The 17204-nt window shown below is 43.7% G+C and carries 14 protein-coding genes; 6 read left to right on the top strand and 8 right to left on the bottom strand.

Annotation, left to right across the window (positions count from 1 at the left end; all coding sequences use genetic code 11):
* Window positions 1-32 precede the first annotated feature (32 nt).
* On the top strand, window positions 33-2291 hold the full coding sequence (gene clpA / locus SWOO_RS13900) for an ATP-dependent Clp protease ATP-binding subunit ClpA (RefSeq protein ID WP_012325313.1): 2259 nt from the start codon (window positions 33-35) through the stop codon (window positions 2289-2291).
* Window positions 2292-2406: 115 nt separating this feature from the next.
* Here clpA and infA read toward each other — a convergent pair whose 3' ends face one another.
* From infA to aat, 3 genes are all read right to left on the bottom strand, one after another.
* Window positions 2407-2625 (bottom strand): translation initiation factor IF-1, encoded by a 219-nt coding sequence (gene infA / locus SWOO_RS13895; RefSeq protein WP_011865366.1) that lies wholly within the window; start codon window positions 2623-2625, stop codon window positions 2407-2409.
* 137 nt (window positions 2626-2762) lie between these two features.
* Window positions 2763-3473, bottom strand: a complete 711-nt coding sequence (locus SWOO_RS13890) for an arginyltransferase (RefSeq protein WP_012325312.1) — start codon at window positions 3471-3473, stop codon at window positions 2763-2765.
* On the bottom strand, window positions 3463-4173 hold the full coding sequence (gene aat, locus SWOO_RS13885) for a leucyl/phenylalanyl-tRNA--protein transferase (protein WP_012325311.1): 711 nt from the start codon (window positions 4171-4173) through the stop codon (window positions 3463-3465). Before aat ends, SWOO_RS13890 begins: the two co-directional genes overlap by 11 nt.
* Before the next feature lie 55 nt (window positions 4174-4228).
* On the opposite strand from aat, the gene SWOO_RS13880 reads away from it, so the two are divergent.
* Complete coding sequence (locus SWOO_RS13880) at window positions 4229-4705, top strand: outer membrane lipoprotein (RefSeq protein WP_041418170.1); 477 nt, start codon at window positions 4229-4231, stop codon at window positions 4703-4705.
* 48 nt (window positions 4706-4753) lie between these two features.
* On the opposite strand, the gene SWOO_RS13875 is transcribed toward SWOO_RS13880, so the two are convergent.
* Window positions 4754-5104: a hypothetical protein gene (locus SWOO_RS13875; RefSeq protein ID WP_012325309.1), complete on the bottom strand. Its 351-nt coding sequence runs from the start codon at window positions 5102-5104 to the stop codon at window positions 4754-4756.
* A gap of 236 nt (window positions 5105-5340) precedes the next feature.
* Here SWOO_RS13875 and SWOO_RS13870 point away from each other — a divergent pair, with 236 nt between their 5' ends.
* Both SWOO_RS13870 and tnpA read left to right on the top strand, forming a co-directional pair.
* Entirely contained in the window at window positions 5341-6093 is a 753-nt protein-coding gene (locus SWOO_RS13870) for a Nif3-like dinuclear metal center hexameric protein (protein WP_012325308.1), read from the top strand.
* A gap of 177 nt (window positions 6094-6270) precedes the next feature.
* Window positions 6271-6705, top strand: a complete 435-nt coding sequence (gene tnpA, locus SWOO_RS13865; protein WP_012323117.1) for an IS200/IS605-like element ISShwo2 family transposase — start codon at window positions 6271-6273, stop codon at window positions 6703-6705.
* Window positions 6706-6799: 94 nt separating this feature from the next.
* Here tnpA and dsbB read toward each other — a convergent pair whose 3' ends face one another.
* Both dsbB and nhaB read right to left on the bottom strand, forming a co-directional pair.
* Window positions 6800-7309 carry a disulfide bond formation protein DsbB gene (dsbB, locus tag SWOO_RS13860; RefSeq protein ID WP_012325307.1) on the bottom strand — a complete coding sequence of 170 codons (510 nt, stop codon included), beginning with the start codon at window positions 7307-7309 and terminating at the stop codon, window positions 6800-6802.
* 104 nt (window positions 7310-7413) lie between these two features.
* Window positions 7414-9000, bottom strand: a complete 1587-nt coding sequence (gene nhaB, locus SWOO_RS13855; RefSeq protein WP_012325306.1) for a sodium/proton antiporter NhaB — start codon at window positions 8998-9000, stop codon at window positions 7414-7416.
* Window positions 9001-9311: 311 nt separating this feature from the next.
* Here nhaB and fadR point away from each other — a divergent pair, with 311 nt between their 5' ends.
* Window positions 9312-10061, top strand: coding sequence for a fatty acid metabolism transcriptional regulator FadR (gene fadR, locus SWOO_RS13850; RefSeq protein WP_012325305.1), 750 nt, complete (start codon window positions 9312-9314; stop codon window positions 10059-10061).
* Between the two features lie 161 nt (window positions 10062-10222).
* On the opposite strand, the gene tamB is transcribed toward fadR, so the two are convergent.
* Together tamB and SWOO_RS13840 are read right to left on the bottom strand one after the other, a co-directional pair.
* Entirely contained in the window at window positions 10223-14095 is a 3873-nt protein-coding gene (tamB, locus tag SWOO_RS13845) for an autotransporter assembly complex protein TamB (protein ID WP_012325304.1), read from the bottom strand.
* Window positions 14092-15945, bottom strand: coding sequence for an autotransporter assembly complex protein TamA (locus SWOO_RS13840; RefSeq protein WP_012325303.1), 1854 nt, complete (start codon window positions 15943-15945; stop codon window positions 14092-14094). Before SWOO_RS13840 ends, tamB begins: the two co-directional genes overlap by 4 nt.
* 134 nt (window positions 15946-16079) lie before the next feature.
* Here SWOO_RS13840 and SWOO_RS13835 point away from each other — a divergent pair, with 134 nt between their 5' ends.
* Window positions 16080-17126, top strand: a complete 1047-nt coding sequence (locus SWOO_RS13835) for an isoaspartyl peptidase/L-asparaginase family protein (protein ID WP_041417655.1) — start codon at window positions 16080-16082, stop codon at window positions 17124-17126.
* Window positions 17127-17204: the final 78 nt, after the last annotated feature.

Genomic DNA, 17204 nt, shown 5'->3' with positions numbered 1-17204 from the left:
GGTTATTTTAGTTGTAAATTTAGGGGGTGCTTATGCTAAATAAAGATCTTGAAGTCACCTTAAATCTGGCATTTCAGCAAGCCAGAGATGCACGTCATGAATATATGACGGTGGAACACCTGCTGCTCGCCTTAATAGATAATCCAGCTGCTCAAGAAGCCCTAGTGGCTTGCGGAGCAAATCTTGATAAATTGAGAGAGGATGTATCTAATTTTATTCAGCAAACAACGCCAATTATTGCTGATCCAGAAGATGAGAGGGAAACTCAGCCAACATTAGGTTTTCAGCGAGTTTTGCAAAGAGCGGTTTTTCATGTTCAGTCCTCAGGTCGTAACGAAGTTACTGGGGCAAATGTTTTGGTCGCTATCTTTAGCGAGCAGGAGTCACAAGCGGTATATCTGTTGCGTAATGGTGAAGTTACCCGCTTAGATGTGGTGAATTTTATCTCTCATGGTGTGTCAAAAGATGAGATAGAGCACAGCTCTCAACAGGAGCGAATAGAAGATCAAACCGAGGGTGAAGAGGAGAAGAGTAAACTGTCTCAGTTTGCGTCTAACCTCAATGAATTGGCGATGCAGGGAAGTATTGATCCTCTGATTGGTCGTAGTGATGAGATTGAGCGCTCGATTCAGATCTTATGTAGAAGAAGAAAGAATAATCCATTATTAGTCGGTGAAGCTGGGGTGGGTAAAACAGCCATTGCCGAGGGATTAGCGTACCGAATAGTTAAAAATGAAGTGCCAGAGGTGATGAGTACGGCAACGGTTTACTCACTTGATCTCGGTGCTTTGTTAGCAGGAACCAAGTATCGCGGTGATTTTGAAAAACGCTTTAAAAGTTTGCTTAAAGAGCTTGAAAGCGATGAACATGCGATTTTATTTATTGATGAGATCCACACCATCATCGGTGCTGGTGCGGCTTCCGGTGGGGTGATGGATGCATCTAACCTGCTTAAGCCGTTACTGTCTGGCGGCAAATTAAGGTGTATGGGCTCAACAACTTTCCAGGAATATCAAAGTATTTTTGAGAAAGATAGAGCACTGGCTAGACGTTTTCAGAAAGTGGATATTAATGAGCCTTCAGTTGCTGAGACCACTAAGATCCTACAGGGACTTAAATCTAAATATGAGGAGCACCATGGCGTAAGATACACCATGGCCGCCTTGAGCATTGCAGCCCGTTTATCAGACAAGCACATCAACGATCGTCATCTGCCCGATAAGGCAATCGATGTTATCGATGAAGCCGGCGCACGCATGGCGATGCAGCCTGCGAGCAAGCGTAAGAAGACCATCGGTCAGAATGAGATTGAAGCGATTATCGCTAAGATGGCTCGTATTCCTGAGAAGTCCGTATCGGCGACTGACAAGGATATGCTCAAAAACCTTGACCGTAACCTTAAGATGGTTGTGTTTGGGCAAGATAAAGCGATAGAGAGCCTTAGCTCAGCTATTCGCTTATCTCGTAGTGGCTTAAGTGGCGAGCATAAACCTGTTGGTAGCTTTCTATTTGCAGGTCCAACTGGGGTGGGTAAAACTGAGGTCACCAGTCAGTTGGCTAAATGCCTCGGCCTCAACTTAGTACGTTTTGATATGTCTGAGTATATGGAGAGTCATACGGTTTCTCGCCTGATTGGTGCGCCACCTGGCTATGTTGGGTATGATCAAGGCGGCTTATTAACTGACGCCGTGATTAAGAATCCTCATTGTGTTGTGTTATTGGATGAGATTGAGAAAGCACATCCAGATGTATACAACTTACTTCTGCAGGTGATGGATCACGGTATCTTAACCGATAACAATGGACGCAAAGCCGATTTTAGGCATGTGACCTTGGTTATGACGACAAATGCTGGTGTACAGGAGACGGTAAGAAAGTCTATCGGCTTTAAACAGCAAGATCATAGCCAAGACGCCCTGTCTGAAATCAATAAGGTATTCTCACCAGAATTTAGAAACCGTCTGGATGAGATCATCTGGTTTAATCACCTTGATCTTACCGTTATTGCTAAAGTGGTCGATAAGTTCCTCGTTGAACTGCAAGCTCAGCTTGATGAGAAAGGGGTGACCTTGGATGTCAGCGATGAGGCGAGAACCTTGCTGGCTGAAAAAGGTTACGATAAAGCGATGGGGGCGAGACCGATGTCACGTGTGGTCACTGAGTTGATTAAACGTCCATTGGCTGATGAGATCTTATTCGGTAAGCTTGAGAAAGGTGGCGTGGCTCATGTGGATATAAGCAAAGATGAGATAACTATCTCTGTTGAGTCGCTTGAAAAAGTAAGTCACTGATCCATTTAGTTTTAGATATAAAAAAAGGCTGCGATTGCAGCCTTTTTTAATTCGATACTTTATTAAAAAGTAAAAAAACCGGCACAGCCGGCTTTTAAAATCTGTACTAGCTAACTTAGCGTGAACGGAAGACGATGCGACCTTTGCTCAAATCGTAAGGGGTCAGCTGAACCGTAACTTTGTCACCGGTCAGAATTCGAATGTAGTTTTTACGCATTTTACCTGAGATGTGTGCGATCACAACGTGACCATTCTCTAGCTCTACACGAAACATTGTGTTCGGCAAGGTTTCAAGGATCGTGCCTTGCATCTCAATGTTGTCTTCTTTCGCCATTAATCAGTTATCCTGTTAGCCTTCAAGTATTAAATCGGGCATATCATGCCGTAAATTCCCCTTGCTGTAAAGGGAATGTAGTCGTAAGAGTGATATTTCATTTTTGATTGAAAATTATCCATAAACTGAAATATCAGTTATTCATCAGCTATTTGCTTCCATCCGCTTGGCGTTAATATCTGATAGGGTAGGTAGCTTCGTTTGTAGTTCATCTTTCTCGATTCGTCGATTTGATAACCAAGGTAGGCAAAATCTTTATCCATGAGTTTGGCAAGCCGACACTGAATAAGAATGAGTAGTGATCCTAATGAGCGTTTGTGCTCATTGGGACAGAAGAAGCTGTAGATAGCGGAGAGACTATTGGGCATTACGTCTGTGACTGCAACGCCAATTAGCCTTTGTTCGTGCCAAAGCTCGATAAAGCTAGGCTCAATCCAGCCTGAGTTAATAAAATGCTCATACTGCTCTCTAGAGGCGGGATACATAGGGCCGTCTTGATGCCGCTCATTGATATAGCGCTCATAGAGTGTGTAATGATACTCCTGCTGTTTATCGATAACTTTCCAGACAATATCTTTATTGTTTTTTAATGTCCGTTTCTGACGCCTTGAGGGCATGAACTCTTTTGCTGGGATCCTAATCGGCATACAAGCGTTACAACTAGGGCATTGTGGCTTGTATATTGTGCCGCCACTGCGTCTAAAGCCTAAGGCTAATAATTGTTCAAACAACTCCAGGTTAATGGTTTCTTCTTGCAAGACAAGGAGTTGCTCTAATTCATCTTCAAGGTAGCTACAGGTAAAGGCTTGTGTTACGCCAACGGCGATAGGGTGTGATTTAAAGCTCAAGTGATACCTCGGATCTGGCCCAAGCATCTGCTGCTACGGGTAAATCTCTAAAACGTTTAAGTAGGTTTATGAAGTCTTTTCTTCTCAATGCTGTAGCCCCTAATGACGCGAGATGTGGATTCATTACCTGAGCGTCGATTAGTTTAAAACCTTGTTTCAATAAGTGCTGGTGTAACAAAAGCATAGCAGCTTTAGAGGCGTTTGTTTGTGTGTGGAACATGGACTCACCACAAAAAACCTGTCCAGTGGCTAAACCATACAAACCTCCAATTAGTTCATCTTGGTGCCAGACTTCGATAGAGTGGGCTTTACCCAGTTCATGGAGTTTAAGGTAGGCATCTTGGATCTCTGGAGTTATCCAGGTTCCATCTTGTGAACTTCTTGGGGCTGCACAACCTTCAATGACTTGAGAAAAAGCATGGTTGATGCTGTAACGCCAAGGTTGCTTTTTAAGGTGCTTAAGCAGTGAGCGACTGGTTTTCATGTTCCCGGGTACAAAAACGGCTCTTGGATCCGGTGACCACCAAAGAATAGGATCATCGATATTAAACCAAGGAAATATCCCTTCATAATAGGCATTCAGCAATCGCTTAGGTTGCAAGTCTCCACCTACGGCAAGAAGACCATTGGGATCGGTGAGCGCAAATTCCGGTGAGGGGAACTGCTCGAGTTCATGATTTAAATAAGACAGTGAGTTCACAATTGAGTAAGATTATCTTAATTCGACTTTATTATAAGTTAGCGGAAAAATGATTATGTTGAAACCTTGGATCACCTGCTTAGCTATCGTTTGCCTGTTTATTGGTGTAATTAGCCCAATTGAAGCTGGATATAAACGAAATCAAGCAGTCGCTGTAGAGCAAGTGCAATATGGCAGTGTTGTATCGGTGAGGAATATTACTCAAAAGCAGCTTGTTGAAGATCGAAACCAAGGGTGGAAAACGTTTGGTGGAGCTCTAATTGGTGGCGTGGTTGGTCATCAATTTGGTGGCGGTAGTGGTCAAGATGTGGCAACTGTTCTTGGTGCATTAATTGGTGCAGGTGTTGGTAATCGATACGGTGACAACAGCTATTATCAGGAGCTAAGTTTGGTCGAATTGATGATTAAGCAAGAAGACGGTAAGCAGGTGATGATCATACAAGACTTGGATCCGGGTATGATCTTTAATGCCGGAGATGAGGTCAGGGTGGTCTACCTTCAGGGCAGTGTTAGAGTAGACATTGCGATGTAAACAATAAAAAAGGAGCCGAAAGGCTCCTTTTAGTTTTCTAATTACTCATTAGAAACCGCGAGGCAGTTGACCTTTTCCGGCCAATTTTTCACGCCATAGCTCTTTAGGTGTCTTGCCACCTTTATTACTGGCTGGAGCGGCTTTCTTAGCTACTGGTGCTTTTTTAGCGGCAGCTTTAGGTTTCGCGGCTGGTGCAGCTTTTTTTTCTACCGCTTTTGGAGCTGGCGTATCACCGGATAGTTCGGCAAGCATAGCTTCCAGTTCGCTAAAGCGAAGTGACTTACCGCCATCGATTTTGTACCAGCTGCCTTTCTGCTCAATCGTTACAGCACTACCTTGTTTCGTTGCAAGGGCAGACTCTAACGCGCTGATCACCTCTTCTTTGGTCAGTTTTGACATAGTTATAACCTATTTTTTTTAATGTTTACTCGAAGGTTTGGGGGGATTTTATAGGTGAAACTGGTAAAAAGTCCAATTTTCACTGTAAATCTGCTGTTTTTATCGATTTTATGACCATATTGGGACTAATATCGTTAAATTGTGCAAGGCTTTGATTAGCACTACATGTGATCAGTATAGTTAAAAAATATTGCTTGATGGGTTACACTGCCACCAAAATACTAAAGGGTCGCTTCATGACACGTTCAGAGTTAAGTCAGTATCTTAGTGAATTTTTACAAGTCGCCAAATATAAAGATTACGCACCAAATGGATTACAGGTTGAAGGTCGTGAGCAGATTGCAACAATAGTGACAGGTGTGAGCGCATGTCAGGCATTGATCGATAAGGCCATTGAGTTAAATGCCGATGCTATCTTAGTTCACCATGGCTTTTTCTGGAAAGGTGAGCCACAAGTGATAACAGGCATGAAGCAGAGAAGAATTAAGGCTCTATTAAGTCAAGATATTAATCTATATGGTTACCACCTTCCGCTAGATGGACACCCTAAGTTAGGCAATAATGCAGAACTTGCCCGTAGACTCGATATTACTGGTGCAGAATCGCTTGAAGGGGTTGCACAAGGGTTAGTGTGGCAGGGCAGACTTGATAAGCCGATGAGTGCTAAAGCTTTCTCTGCGAGATTAGCGCAAGTGTTAAATCGTGAAGCACTGCATATTGGTGATGAAGAGGGTGAGATCCAAACATTAGCCTGGTGCAGTGGAGGGGCACAAGATTACATCGATATTGCCTCTGAGCTAGGTGTCGATGCCTTTATCAGCGGTGAGGTATCCGAGCGAACCTATCACAGTGCTATTGAACTGGGTGTTCATTATTTTGCAGCAGGACATCATGCGACTGAGCGTTATGGTATTCAGGCATTAGGTGAGCATTTAGCTAGTGAGTTTGGTTTAACCCATCACTTTGTCGATATCGATAATCCGGTATAGATTCTGGCTATATAGATAGCGTTATCGACACAATAAAAACGCCCAATTGGGCGTTTTTTATTTTCAGCCCTAAACCACCTACTTCAGTAGGTGGTTATCATCAATTAGGCTTTGCCTGAATATCTACTCATGTTAATTGAACTCTAACTTTTAGCGAAGTAATAGAGGATAAAAAACATGAGTAGATATGAGAAAGCATCGCATGTGTATTGGCGATGTCAATATCACATAGTTTGGACACCTAAGTATAGGTTTAGGATTTTAAAGAATAAGTTAGGAAAAGATGTTTACCGATGTATTCATGTCTATAGTGAGCAGTTAGGGTGTGTGGTTGTAGAGTTGAATGTACAAATAGACCATGTACATCTGGTTATCAAAGTTCCTCCGAAGCTATCGATTTCAAAGTTGATGGGTGCTTTAAAAGGTAAAATTGCTTTGAAAATGTTTAGCAAGTATCCGTATCTTCGGAAAAATAAGCTATGGGGAAATCACTTTTGGCAAAGAGGTTACTTTGTTGACACAGTGGGGATTAATGAGGAAGTGATTCGAAGATATGTAAGGCATCAAGAAAAGGTTGAAAAACAGGAGCAGCCGCAATTAGATTTGAAGTAGATAACGCCCCCTTTTAGGGGGCTAATACAAAGCCACCTTCTTCAGAAGGTGGATTCTTTACTGTTAATACCAATCAGTATCAGATGTTCGAATCTTAACGGGTTTTGCTTAATGCTGGAATGGCAAAAACAGCCAGTGCGATTAAATATGCCGTAAACGCGCCTATCATCCATTGACCCATAGTGATCCCAAACATCTCCCAAGGGATATCATTGCACATACCGGTAGGCATAAACAGTGATGGGATCCATTCATGAAGTGGCATCCAAGTCGGAAACTCGGGTAGGAATGAACAGGTAGAGAAAGGGGATGGATTAGTCTGCATATCAACTAACTCAAGTGCCAACTTTAATCCCCATGCGGCACTGACTGACCAGCCTAAAATGGCTATCAGACGCATAAAACGATTTTTATGCCCTATAATGCCGATTAAGCCTGCAGCCAAAATTCCAAATATCGCGAGACGTTGATAGATACACATCACACAGGGATCGAGCTTCATCACGTATTGAAAGAAGAGTGCACACAGTTCAAGGCCCAGAGCGGTACCGGCCAAAATAAGCCAAGCAAGACGAGATTGTGCAAATTGAGTGACTGGGTTCAAGACTAAATTCTCCCTAATTCATTAATAAAAAACGCCCTATGAGGGCGTTTTTAAGACTTTTCTAACCTGATAAAGTTCAGTTTACACTGAATTTACTCTCGACGTTAGTGTGAAGACACTGCAGATTCAACCACATCTTTTATCGAGTGATGGGTAATAATCTGATTATCGTAAAAGTACTGTGTCATCTGTTCTAATCCACCAAGCTCAATTGCAAGCACACCAACGATAGAGAGTACGATAGTGTATGGCAGTGCCATCCACACCATACGCCCATAGGAGAGGCGAATAAGCGGAGCGATGGCTGAGGTTAACAAGAACAGGAAGGCGGCTTGACCATTAGGGGTAGCTACTGAAGGCAAGTTAGTCCCTGTGTTAATGGCTACAGCCAACAGGTCAAACTGATCACGAGTGATTTGACCAGACAGGAGTGCAGCTTTAACTTCATTGATGTAGACAGTGCCAACAAATACGTTGTCGCTGACCATAGAGAGCAAGCCATTGGCGATATAGAAGATCACTAATTGAGTGTTACCTTCATAGCTCAGAGCCCATTGGATCACAGGAGCAAACAGTTGCTGATCGATAATCACGGCAACAACCGCAAAGAAAACGGCTAACAATGCAGTAAAAGGTAGCGCTTCTTCAAATGCCTTACCCAGCGCATGTTCATTGGTTACACCATTAAAAGCTGTTGCTAGGATAATAACGGACAGACCGATAAGACCTACAGATGCTAAGTGAAGGGCTAAACCTACAATCAACCAAATTCCGATAAATGCCTGTACAACCAGCTTCATCTTGTCATGATTGGTGCGTCTAGCATCTTCATGAGCTTCATAGTCAGATAAAATCTTGTGTACGGCTTCTGGTAGCTGTAGCCCATAGCCAAATATTTTAAATTTCTCCACAAGGAAACAGGTAAAAATACCGGCAAAGAACACAGGGACTGTTACAGGGGACATGCGTATTGCAAATTCGGCAAACTGCCAATTAGCTTGCGCAGCAATGATCAAGTTTTGTGGCTCACCGACCATAGTGCATACACCGCCTAATGCGGTACCGACACCAGCATGCATCAGTAGGTTACGCAGGAAGCCACGAAATGCTTCTAGCTCCTCTTCGCATAATTGTTTTTGTCCATCAGAAGTGTGGTCGTGATCGTCATTGAAAGTTTTACCCGATGCCACCTTATGGTAGATAGAGTAGAAACCAACTGCGACGGCGATAATCACAGCTATAACCGTTAATGCATCTAGGAAAGCCGATAGAAATGCTGAAGCAGTACAGAACATCAAGGAAACAACTATTTTAGACCTTACTTTGGTGATCATCTTAGTGAAGCCAAACAGAAGTAGCTGCTTCATAAAGTAGATACCAGCAACCATGAAGACTAATAGTAACAATACTTCTAAGTTTGCTTCTATTTCATGGAAAACTTGGCTGGGGGAGGTCATGCCTATCGCTACTGCTTGAATAGCAAGTAGTCCGCCAGGTTGGAGTGGGTAGCATTTTAATGCCATGGCCAAAGTGAAAATAAATTCAATGACCAATAACCATCCCGCTACAAACGGATTGATATAAAACACAATCGGATTAATGATTAAAAATGATAAAATTGCGATTTTGAACCACTTAGGCGAATTACCTAAGAAGTTATCAATAAACGCCTGACTCATAGTCACAGGCATGTCACCCTCTCAAAATTGATAGATATTATGGTTAGTAGTTTGAGACCACCATTTTTTAAGCCGGACAAGTCTAGCCTAAAGAGGCTAGTGTTTAATAGCCTACTAACATCTAATACCTTAAAAAAATCTTAAATTGTCGAATTCAGCAGGAAAAAATTCTCTCCATGAATGAATTGCGTCTTATTTTCCGGTGTTTTGAGAGTTTAATCTTTGATCTTAACCTGTTTTGATCTAGAAAGGTTTCCATTTATCCTCTCTCTGGTATGATCAGTGGATAACATAATGTGAATCAAATTTGGAAAACGACCCTGATGACGATAGTCCAAAAAGCTCCGACCGTGGCAAAAAACAAAGATATTATCGAAGCCAAGGGACCTGCGAGTTTTGCTGAGAAGTATATTGTCCGTTCTATCTGGGAGGAGAAGTTTCCGCCAGGTTCAATATTACCGGCTGAGAGAGAGTTATCTGAGCTGATAGGCGTGACGCGAACCACACTACGTGAAGTGCTACAGCGTTTAGCGCGTGACGGTTGGTTGACGATTCAACACGGTAAACCCACTAAAGTGAACGACATTTGGGAAACCTCAGGGTTAAATGTACTGGAGACGATTGCAGATTTAAATCCTGCTGGTGAGCCTGTTTTATTAGAGCAGTTGCTTTCTGCCCGAACCAATATCAGTGCTATCTATTTTAAAGGCGCAGTACGTCATAATCCTGAAAAAGTGTTAGAGGCGTTAAAAGAGATCACCCAGCTTGATAACGATCCTAAAGCTTATGTAGAGTTCGACTACCAGTTACACCACACTTTAGCCTATAACTCTGGAAATCCACTTTATGTGTTGATTTTGAATGGCTTTAAAGGTCTTTATAGTCGTGTTGGTCAAGATTATTTTGCTATTGATAAAGCCCGTGAGCTGGCCTATGAGTTTTATGAAGCGCTGCAACAGCTTGCTGAAGAGAAAAACCATAATGCGATACCAGCATTGATGCGCAGCTATGGTATTAATAGTGGCAAGGTATGGCAAAGATTTAAGAGTAGTCAGGCTCAACTGACTGATTGATCCCAATTAGTGATTGAAAGAAAAACCGCTTCTAAGCGGTTTTTTTTATGTCTGGCCATAAATGCTCCCTTCATTTATTGGCATTTCCACCATCCTTGGCGGTCAGAACATCTGTGCAGATTTGCCAAGGATGGCAGTAAATTTGCTTATATCTGTTTGCCTTAGTCAATATCGAAGTTGTAGTAGATATCCAGAGATTGTTCAACGGTACCAGATACTGTCTCGAGATAGAGTTGTGATAGTAGGTAATACCTTACTGTCACCTCATAACCAGGATTAAACACACCAACACCGTATTTAACCATTAAGTCTTCACCGATAAATCCACTGATCGCCACTCGACCATCATCATTGGCATCAAGCTGCACGTTTGAAAAGCCCATCTTCTCAATAAGCGTTGTTGCTGAGTTACCGATATTATTCACTGCTCCGCCGCCCAATTGATTACTTAAAGTTAGTGCTGCGCCCATCATTAGACTGCTATTTTGATCGCTGTCATTGCTGTGAAAACCAGTTCCTTTGATGATGTAGGAGAGGATCTCAGCTTGCTCTTTGGTTGGCGATGAGAATAGCGTTACGATCGGTTTTATTGGAGTTCCTGTGATCCTAACCCCGGCAACCACGTCCTCCTCTTTGATCTCTCTGACCGCCTCAATATTTAGATTTGGAATAGAGAGTGGGCCGATAAACTGCACTTCACCGGCTTTTATTTCTAATGTTTGCCCCATAAATTTGTAGTTACCGTCGACGACTCGAATGTCACCGTAGAGCTGAGCTGGCCTAAACGCTTCCTGTTTCAGATCCAGTGTACCTGTGAGTTTTCCTCTTAAGCCCATACCATCAATTTTGAGCTTATCAGCCACATTAATCTGAATATTTGAGGTGATGGCTAACGGTGTCTGCTCCTTTTCGCCTGAGGAGATGCTGTCTTCAAATACCACATCGCTGGATTCAGCTACGCCGCCCTCAGGGAGCTGAACTACCTTGATATTTCCTGAAGGAATATCGATACCCCCCTGAATATCTAAGCTCTGTTTCTTAAACTGTATTTTTAGATTGGGTGATACATTGAGTAAGGCTAGAGGCGGTTGAATTATCGCCAGGTTGTTACCGTCAAATGAGATATCACCATTTAGTTCATCCCCACCCCAATCGATAACACCATCGAGTGTCGCCTTACCGTCCCCCATAAGCCAGTTCCCATCAACATTAGCTTTCTGTCCTGAGAGTTTAAGGGAGAGGTCGATATCTTCAAGTTGCGTAGGGTTAGCTGTGATAAGTAGCTCGCCTTGTTTTAGTGCTATCTCGCCAGAAATATCGGGTTTGCTCAAGGTGCCACCTATGGTGAGTTCACTGGAGATCTTGCCCGCGAGACGCTCAAGTTGCGGCATAAACTCCGATAAAGCTTCTAGGTTGATTTGATGCAGTTTTGTGTAACCTGAAAGTGTTCTGTCAGGGGTCACATTAATATCAAGTTGCCCCTCTAAACTGGCAATATCATGGGAGTCAAAGCTGACTTGAGTCGACAGTTTTTTCTCATCAAGAGCTGCTTGTAGGTTTAACAGTTTGTAGCCTATATCTAATTGACGATTATTGCTGTTAAGACTGATATGTCCTGGGTCAAAGTTAAGGGTCAATAAACCTGTGGGTTTACCTTTTGCTTGCCACGCAAGTTGTGTGTTGAGTTTAGCTGGCGCTTCCCAGGCGAAATTATCGGGTAGGAAGGGGGTAAGTACAGAGCCTAAGTCACCGCTGAAGCTAATATTGGCGTCGCCTTTAACCCCGAGTTCTGCGGGATCATTAAGGCATAAGTTGCCCTCTTTATGTTGCCAGCAAAAGGGTTGTACTAGGCCCGATTGTTCACGGTTTTGCCACGTGATGTCGAAGGGAGATTCAAGCGACCAAGGACCCATTATGGAGTTAACACTAAAGGTATTTATCTCTGCGGTCAGTTTCTCTGTTTTAGAGTCGAAACGTGAATAGATTTTTGAGTCAACTTGTAACTCTCCGAAACTTTGTAAGCCTAGTTTTTGCTCCCTTTCATTACCTTTTGCCCCTAAGGTGACCGAGTCGATATCGATATCATCCCAAGTGAGTTTTTTGGCGTTCATTGAGAGCGCAAACTCATGGGTATCGAGCGGTCGATAGTTGCCTTTGATTTGAGCATGTTCAAGCTCGAACTGGTCAAATTGCAGATCTAATGCATCAGCAATGATCCCTATTTGCGGGTGACTGCTCTGTCCAGAAACCTTAATGTTTGATTTAATACTTCCTGAAGCATCCTGATGCCAAAGGCCTAGATCAGGAATATCTAGCAAGGCATTGACGGCCCAGGTATCTTTTACCGCACCTGAGAGATGTAAAGCCGATTGCAGAGCATTAAGTGTTAGGCTGTTTGCACTGAGACTTAACTTACTATTGATGGTGACATCGCCTAGGAGCTCGAATGGGTAACCTTGTATTTCACCGTGCAGATCTGATTGGGCTATCCCTACCTGCCACTGCTTACTGTCCAATGTGCCTTGAGTATGCAGCTGACCACTGATAGAGCTTGCTGGTAGTGGTTTTTCCAGCTCCAAAACCAACTGCTCCATCTTAAATTGATTGAGCTTAATATCAGCGTCCCAGCCAATTTTATCTCCATAGCTGGCACTGCCTGAAGCGATAAGTTCACCAATACTCCCTTTGGCATTAAGGTGGGCTATCTCTATTTGCTGAGCTGTATGTTCAAACGCAGTATCGATATCTAGTTGAGGCTGATAGGGCGTATTGATAAGGCTTGTGAGCGTGATTGACTGATGACTCAGATTGCCTTGGCTCGATAAGTTAATCGATTCACCTATATAGAGGGGATTATCGAGTGGCCAAGTTAATCGCTCACTCTTAAGTTTCAGGTGGTAGGGCAGTGTTGGCGATGAAAGTGCAATATCGCCATCGAGCGACAGATCAATGTGGCCGGAGCCTGTTGCCGTAATATTGAGTTTATCAAAGCCACCTTCTGCATTTATCGTGAGCTTTTGGGCTTTGAGCTCTGGCAATTCAGCGATGTGCTGAGCATCAAGTACAGCAGAGAGTGCCATTGGGTAGTCTGCTTTAAGGGAGATTTCACCTGCCAGACTCGCGTTACCATAGGTGTGTTCAACCTCAAGCAGCTCAACATGAACGAGAAAACTGTGATAGCTGGCTTGTAGATTTATCTGTTTGAACTTGTCCTGTCGTTGTCCCAGTTTAAGTAAGCTGTCAGTGAACTTGGCATCGGAAACAAATACCGGAATTGGCATAAACACTTCCGGTAGATGAGCCATGGCCCATTCGCTCTCCTCTTGCTCTACTGTGGAAACCTCTGTGTCTTTGCTCTCCAAGGGGATAGAGACTAGTAGACCTTGACTATTAAGCTGGTTAACTCTTATTCCCGTTTGTTGCCATTGAGCCTGTGTTTGTAGGTTCTCGGCATTAAACTGCATGTCATCGACTCTAACCTTAACTCCTGCTAGTGAGGCATGTTGAAGATCGATCCCAAAAGGAAGTTGGATCTCCACATTATCTTCATCCTCGGTTTGGAGGTTGTTAGGGGAGGGAGTGTCTGTGGGGTCACTTTGTGCAAGTTTATCAGTGTCAATTTCGACCTGAATATTTGATGCAACAAGCTCATCAACACATAGCTGTTTTCTCAATAGACACATGGGCAGCCATGTCAGTTGTAGCGAATTTACATCGACGGTAATACCGTCCATTCCCCAGTGAGTATCTTTCACCTCCAGGCGATTATTGATGGTGCCGCTCACATAGGTGATGTTGAGGTCGGGGACGAATGCATCTGCCAGAAATACCGTGATCCTGCTGCCGAAATCGGTACCAATTAAGATGGCGATTAAGATTAACAAGCCAAGCGGAAGGTAAATGAGGAGCCTACATAGCCCCTTAAAGCTTCGCCAGCAGTGAGTTAACACTCCTGCTTTGTGTTCTGTTGAGGCTTGGGCTGGTAACGGCTCTTGGCTAACTACTTTTGCTAACTGCTCTGGAGTCTGGCTCATAACTCTGACCCCATGGTTAAGTGGATACGCCATGGGCGTGAAACTGTGTCAGTTTCAGTCCCTTTAAGGCCGACACCGACATCAAGCTTGATGGGACCGATAGGGGTGATCCAGTGAATACCTCCACCAACAGAGATAATAGGATCAATTTGATCCACATCGAAGGCATTACCTGCATCGACAAAAGTTGCCACACGCCAAGATGGAGTCAGATAATACTGATACTCTAGACTGCCTACCATTAGGTAGCGTCCACCGATCACCTGCCTTATTAGCTTATCGTCACTGCTGGTGTATTCAAAATAGGGCCCTAGCTCTTGATAACTATAACCACGGATACTCTGATCGCCACCGGCAAAGTAGCGCAGTGAAGGGGGGATAAATGGCAGATCTTCATCAGCTGCCAAATTGACTCCTAAATCGAGTCTAGATACGATTCTGTGTTTTTCGAAGAAAGTATCGATCCACTTATATTTAGTTTGGAGCCGAGCAAGGCGCACCGTAGAGCCTAATGACGGATCGGCATATTCAATGCTGTAGTGCTGAAAGAAACCTGATTTAGGATCTAAACTGCTGTCTCCTCGTATGGTCTTGGAGATGCTACTGCCAAACAGGACAAAGGTGGGATCGTAGTCGATTTCAGATTGAGTGTAATACTCACGGATCGCCTCAACTGAGTAGCTAAATAACCATTGGCTCTCTAGTTTTTGTTGGCGAATGATCCCGAATAGACGTTTATTACCCTCAAGCTCCCCAGTATTCCTAAAGGTGTTATCTTCAGGGTCAAAGACCTGAGTGACACCGTATTTATCCCTTAACATCCCCACTCTTATTTTTAATTGATCATTGAGAGGGTGAGTAAGCGGTATGGTGTAGGTGCTTAAAAATTTAGGTTTATCGGGAGCCCACTCTAAGCTGGTCTCCTGAGAATGTCCGTAACGGTTTATCTGCGGGGTTCGCCAGGTGACTCTGACTCTAGGTTCGAACTCCTTCTCTGTGGTGTTACCGATATCGACACCTAAACCGAGCTCTATTGAGTGGCTTGGTCTGGGAGAGAGCTCAACTTTAATCGGAACATTCAAGTCGACTGCTTTATCCACCTGAGGGAGCACTTTAATGTTGGAGAAGTACCCAGTGTTCAGCAGCTCTCTATTTAGTGCTCCAAGGTTTGCTGTACTGTATGGACTGTCAGTCTTGAACGGCACTAAACCATTCATCAGATCATCATTGAGTGTCTGTCCCTCGAAGTTGACCGTACCGATACGGTAACGTTGACCAGAGTCATAGTGGAGCGTGATACGAGCGGTGTTGAGATCGCGATTGATTGTGATAGCCGATTTTATGTATTTACCATCAAAGTAACCACGGGCGAGTGCCAGCGTGACAAGCTGAGATTTTACCTGTTCATAAACACCGTGATTAAGGGTATCACCCGGCTTAATGCTCAGTCCATTGAGCCAATCGCTAATGATAGGGTCATTGAGGATCTCTCCATCGAGATCAATATCTACCCATTCGATTAATGTGGGAGCCCCAGGCGTTACAATAAGGCTTAATGTCCAGGCTCCCTTCTTGGGTGATAATACTTTCTGTTCCACTTTGCCATGGTAGTAACCGAGGGAGTGAAGTGCGGCCGAGGTGTTATCCTCTGCGTTAAAGATAAAGGCACGCCGCTGCACGTTTGAGTTTGGTAATTGGCCTAAGTGAGCTTTGATATTTCTATCTAATTCCCCTGAAACGCCACTAATGTCTAATTTAAGCCAATCTTCTGCCTGTGCTGAGAGAGGGCACAGTAAACTGATGATTAAGATAAGGCTAAATGGCCATGATGCTAATGTACGTATATGCAAAAAGAGGTAACTCTAATCAGTAACTGAAATGCTGTGACCATTGTCGCTAGATTATTGAATGCAGGCAAGTTGATGATTGTAATTAAGTCTATAAATGGTTACAAAGAGTGCAAATAAAAATAATGGACACGCTAATGGATCACAAGATTAAAATTACTGGCCTACTGTTGGCTATTTTATCGTCATCAACTCAAGTTGTTGCCGATGAAAAGCCTTTCTCTATTGCGATACATGGTGGAGCGGGCACCATCTCAAAGGCTAGCTTGACGCCAGAGCAGGAGCAAGCTTATCGGGACAAGCTTTCACAAGCTGTCAATGCTGGTTACAGCATATTAGAAAAGGGTGGAGATAGTCTTGTGGCCATTAAGGCTGCAATTAATGTGCTCGAGGACAGTCCACTCTTCAATGCTGGTGTTGGCGCTGTGTATACCTTCGATGGTCAACATGAGATGGATGCTTCCATTATGGATGGTAAGACCATGAATGCGGGCGCGGTTGCTGGGGTTAAACATATTAAAAACCCGATCAATTTGGCCGATGCGGTGATGAATAAGTCGCCTCATGTCATGTTATCTGGTGCTGGGGCTGAGGAGTTCGCACTCACGCAAGGGTTCCAGTTAGTTCCTGTGGCTCACTTTGATACTGACAAGCGTTATAATCAACTTATCGATGCCAAAGAGAAGATAAAAACTGCTGAGACGGCAAAAGATTACCAAGCCGCTAACCACTTGATGGGACGTGATTATCTGGATCTGGATTATAAATTCGGTACTGTTGGCGCGGTAGCCTTAGATCAAAGTGGCAATCTGGCCGCTGGCACCTCGACAGGGGGGATGACGGCCAAACGTTTTGGCCGTATCGGTGATTCGCCTGTGATAGGCGCTGGTACCTACGCAGAAAATGGTGTGTGCGCTGTATCAGCCACTGGTCATGGTGAGTATTTTATTCGCTATCATGTGGCGGGAGATATCTGCGCTAAGGTCAAGTATCAGCAAAAGTCTATTATCCAAGCCGCCGATGAAGTGATTAACCAGCGTCTTATTACCGCTGGTGGCACGGGTGGTGTGATTGCACTTGATCAAAGGGGCAATATTGCTACGCCGTTTAATACTGAGGGGATGTACCGTGCGACCCGTAAAAATGGCGAACCTGTACAAGTGATGATTTGGCGAGATAAGTAGGTATTAAATATTTGTAAGTTATCCAGTTTTTTACCTTTATACTTTTGAGTCTGAGGCTTGCGGTAATTTAGATTAGAG

It is taken from the genome of Shewanella woodyi ATCC 51908, assembly GCF_000019525.1.
Classification (GTDB): Bacteria; Pseudomonadota; Gammaproteobacteria; order Enterobacterales; family Shewanellaceae; genus Shewanella; species Shewanella woodyi.
This window is presented reverse-complemented; position numbering and strand designations above follow the sequence as displayed.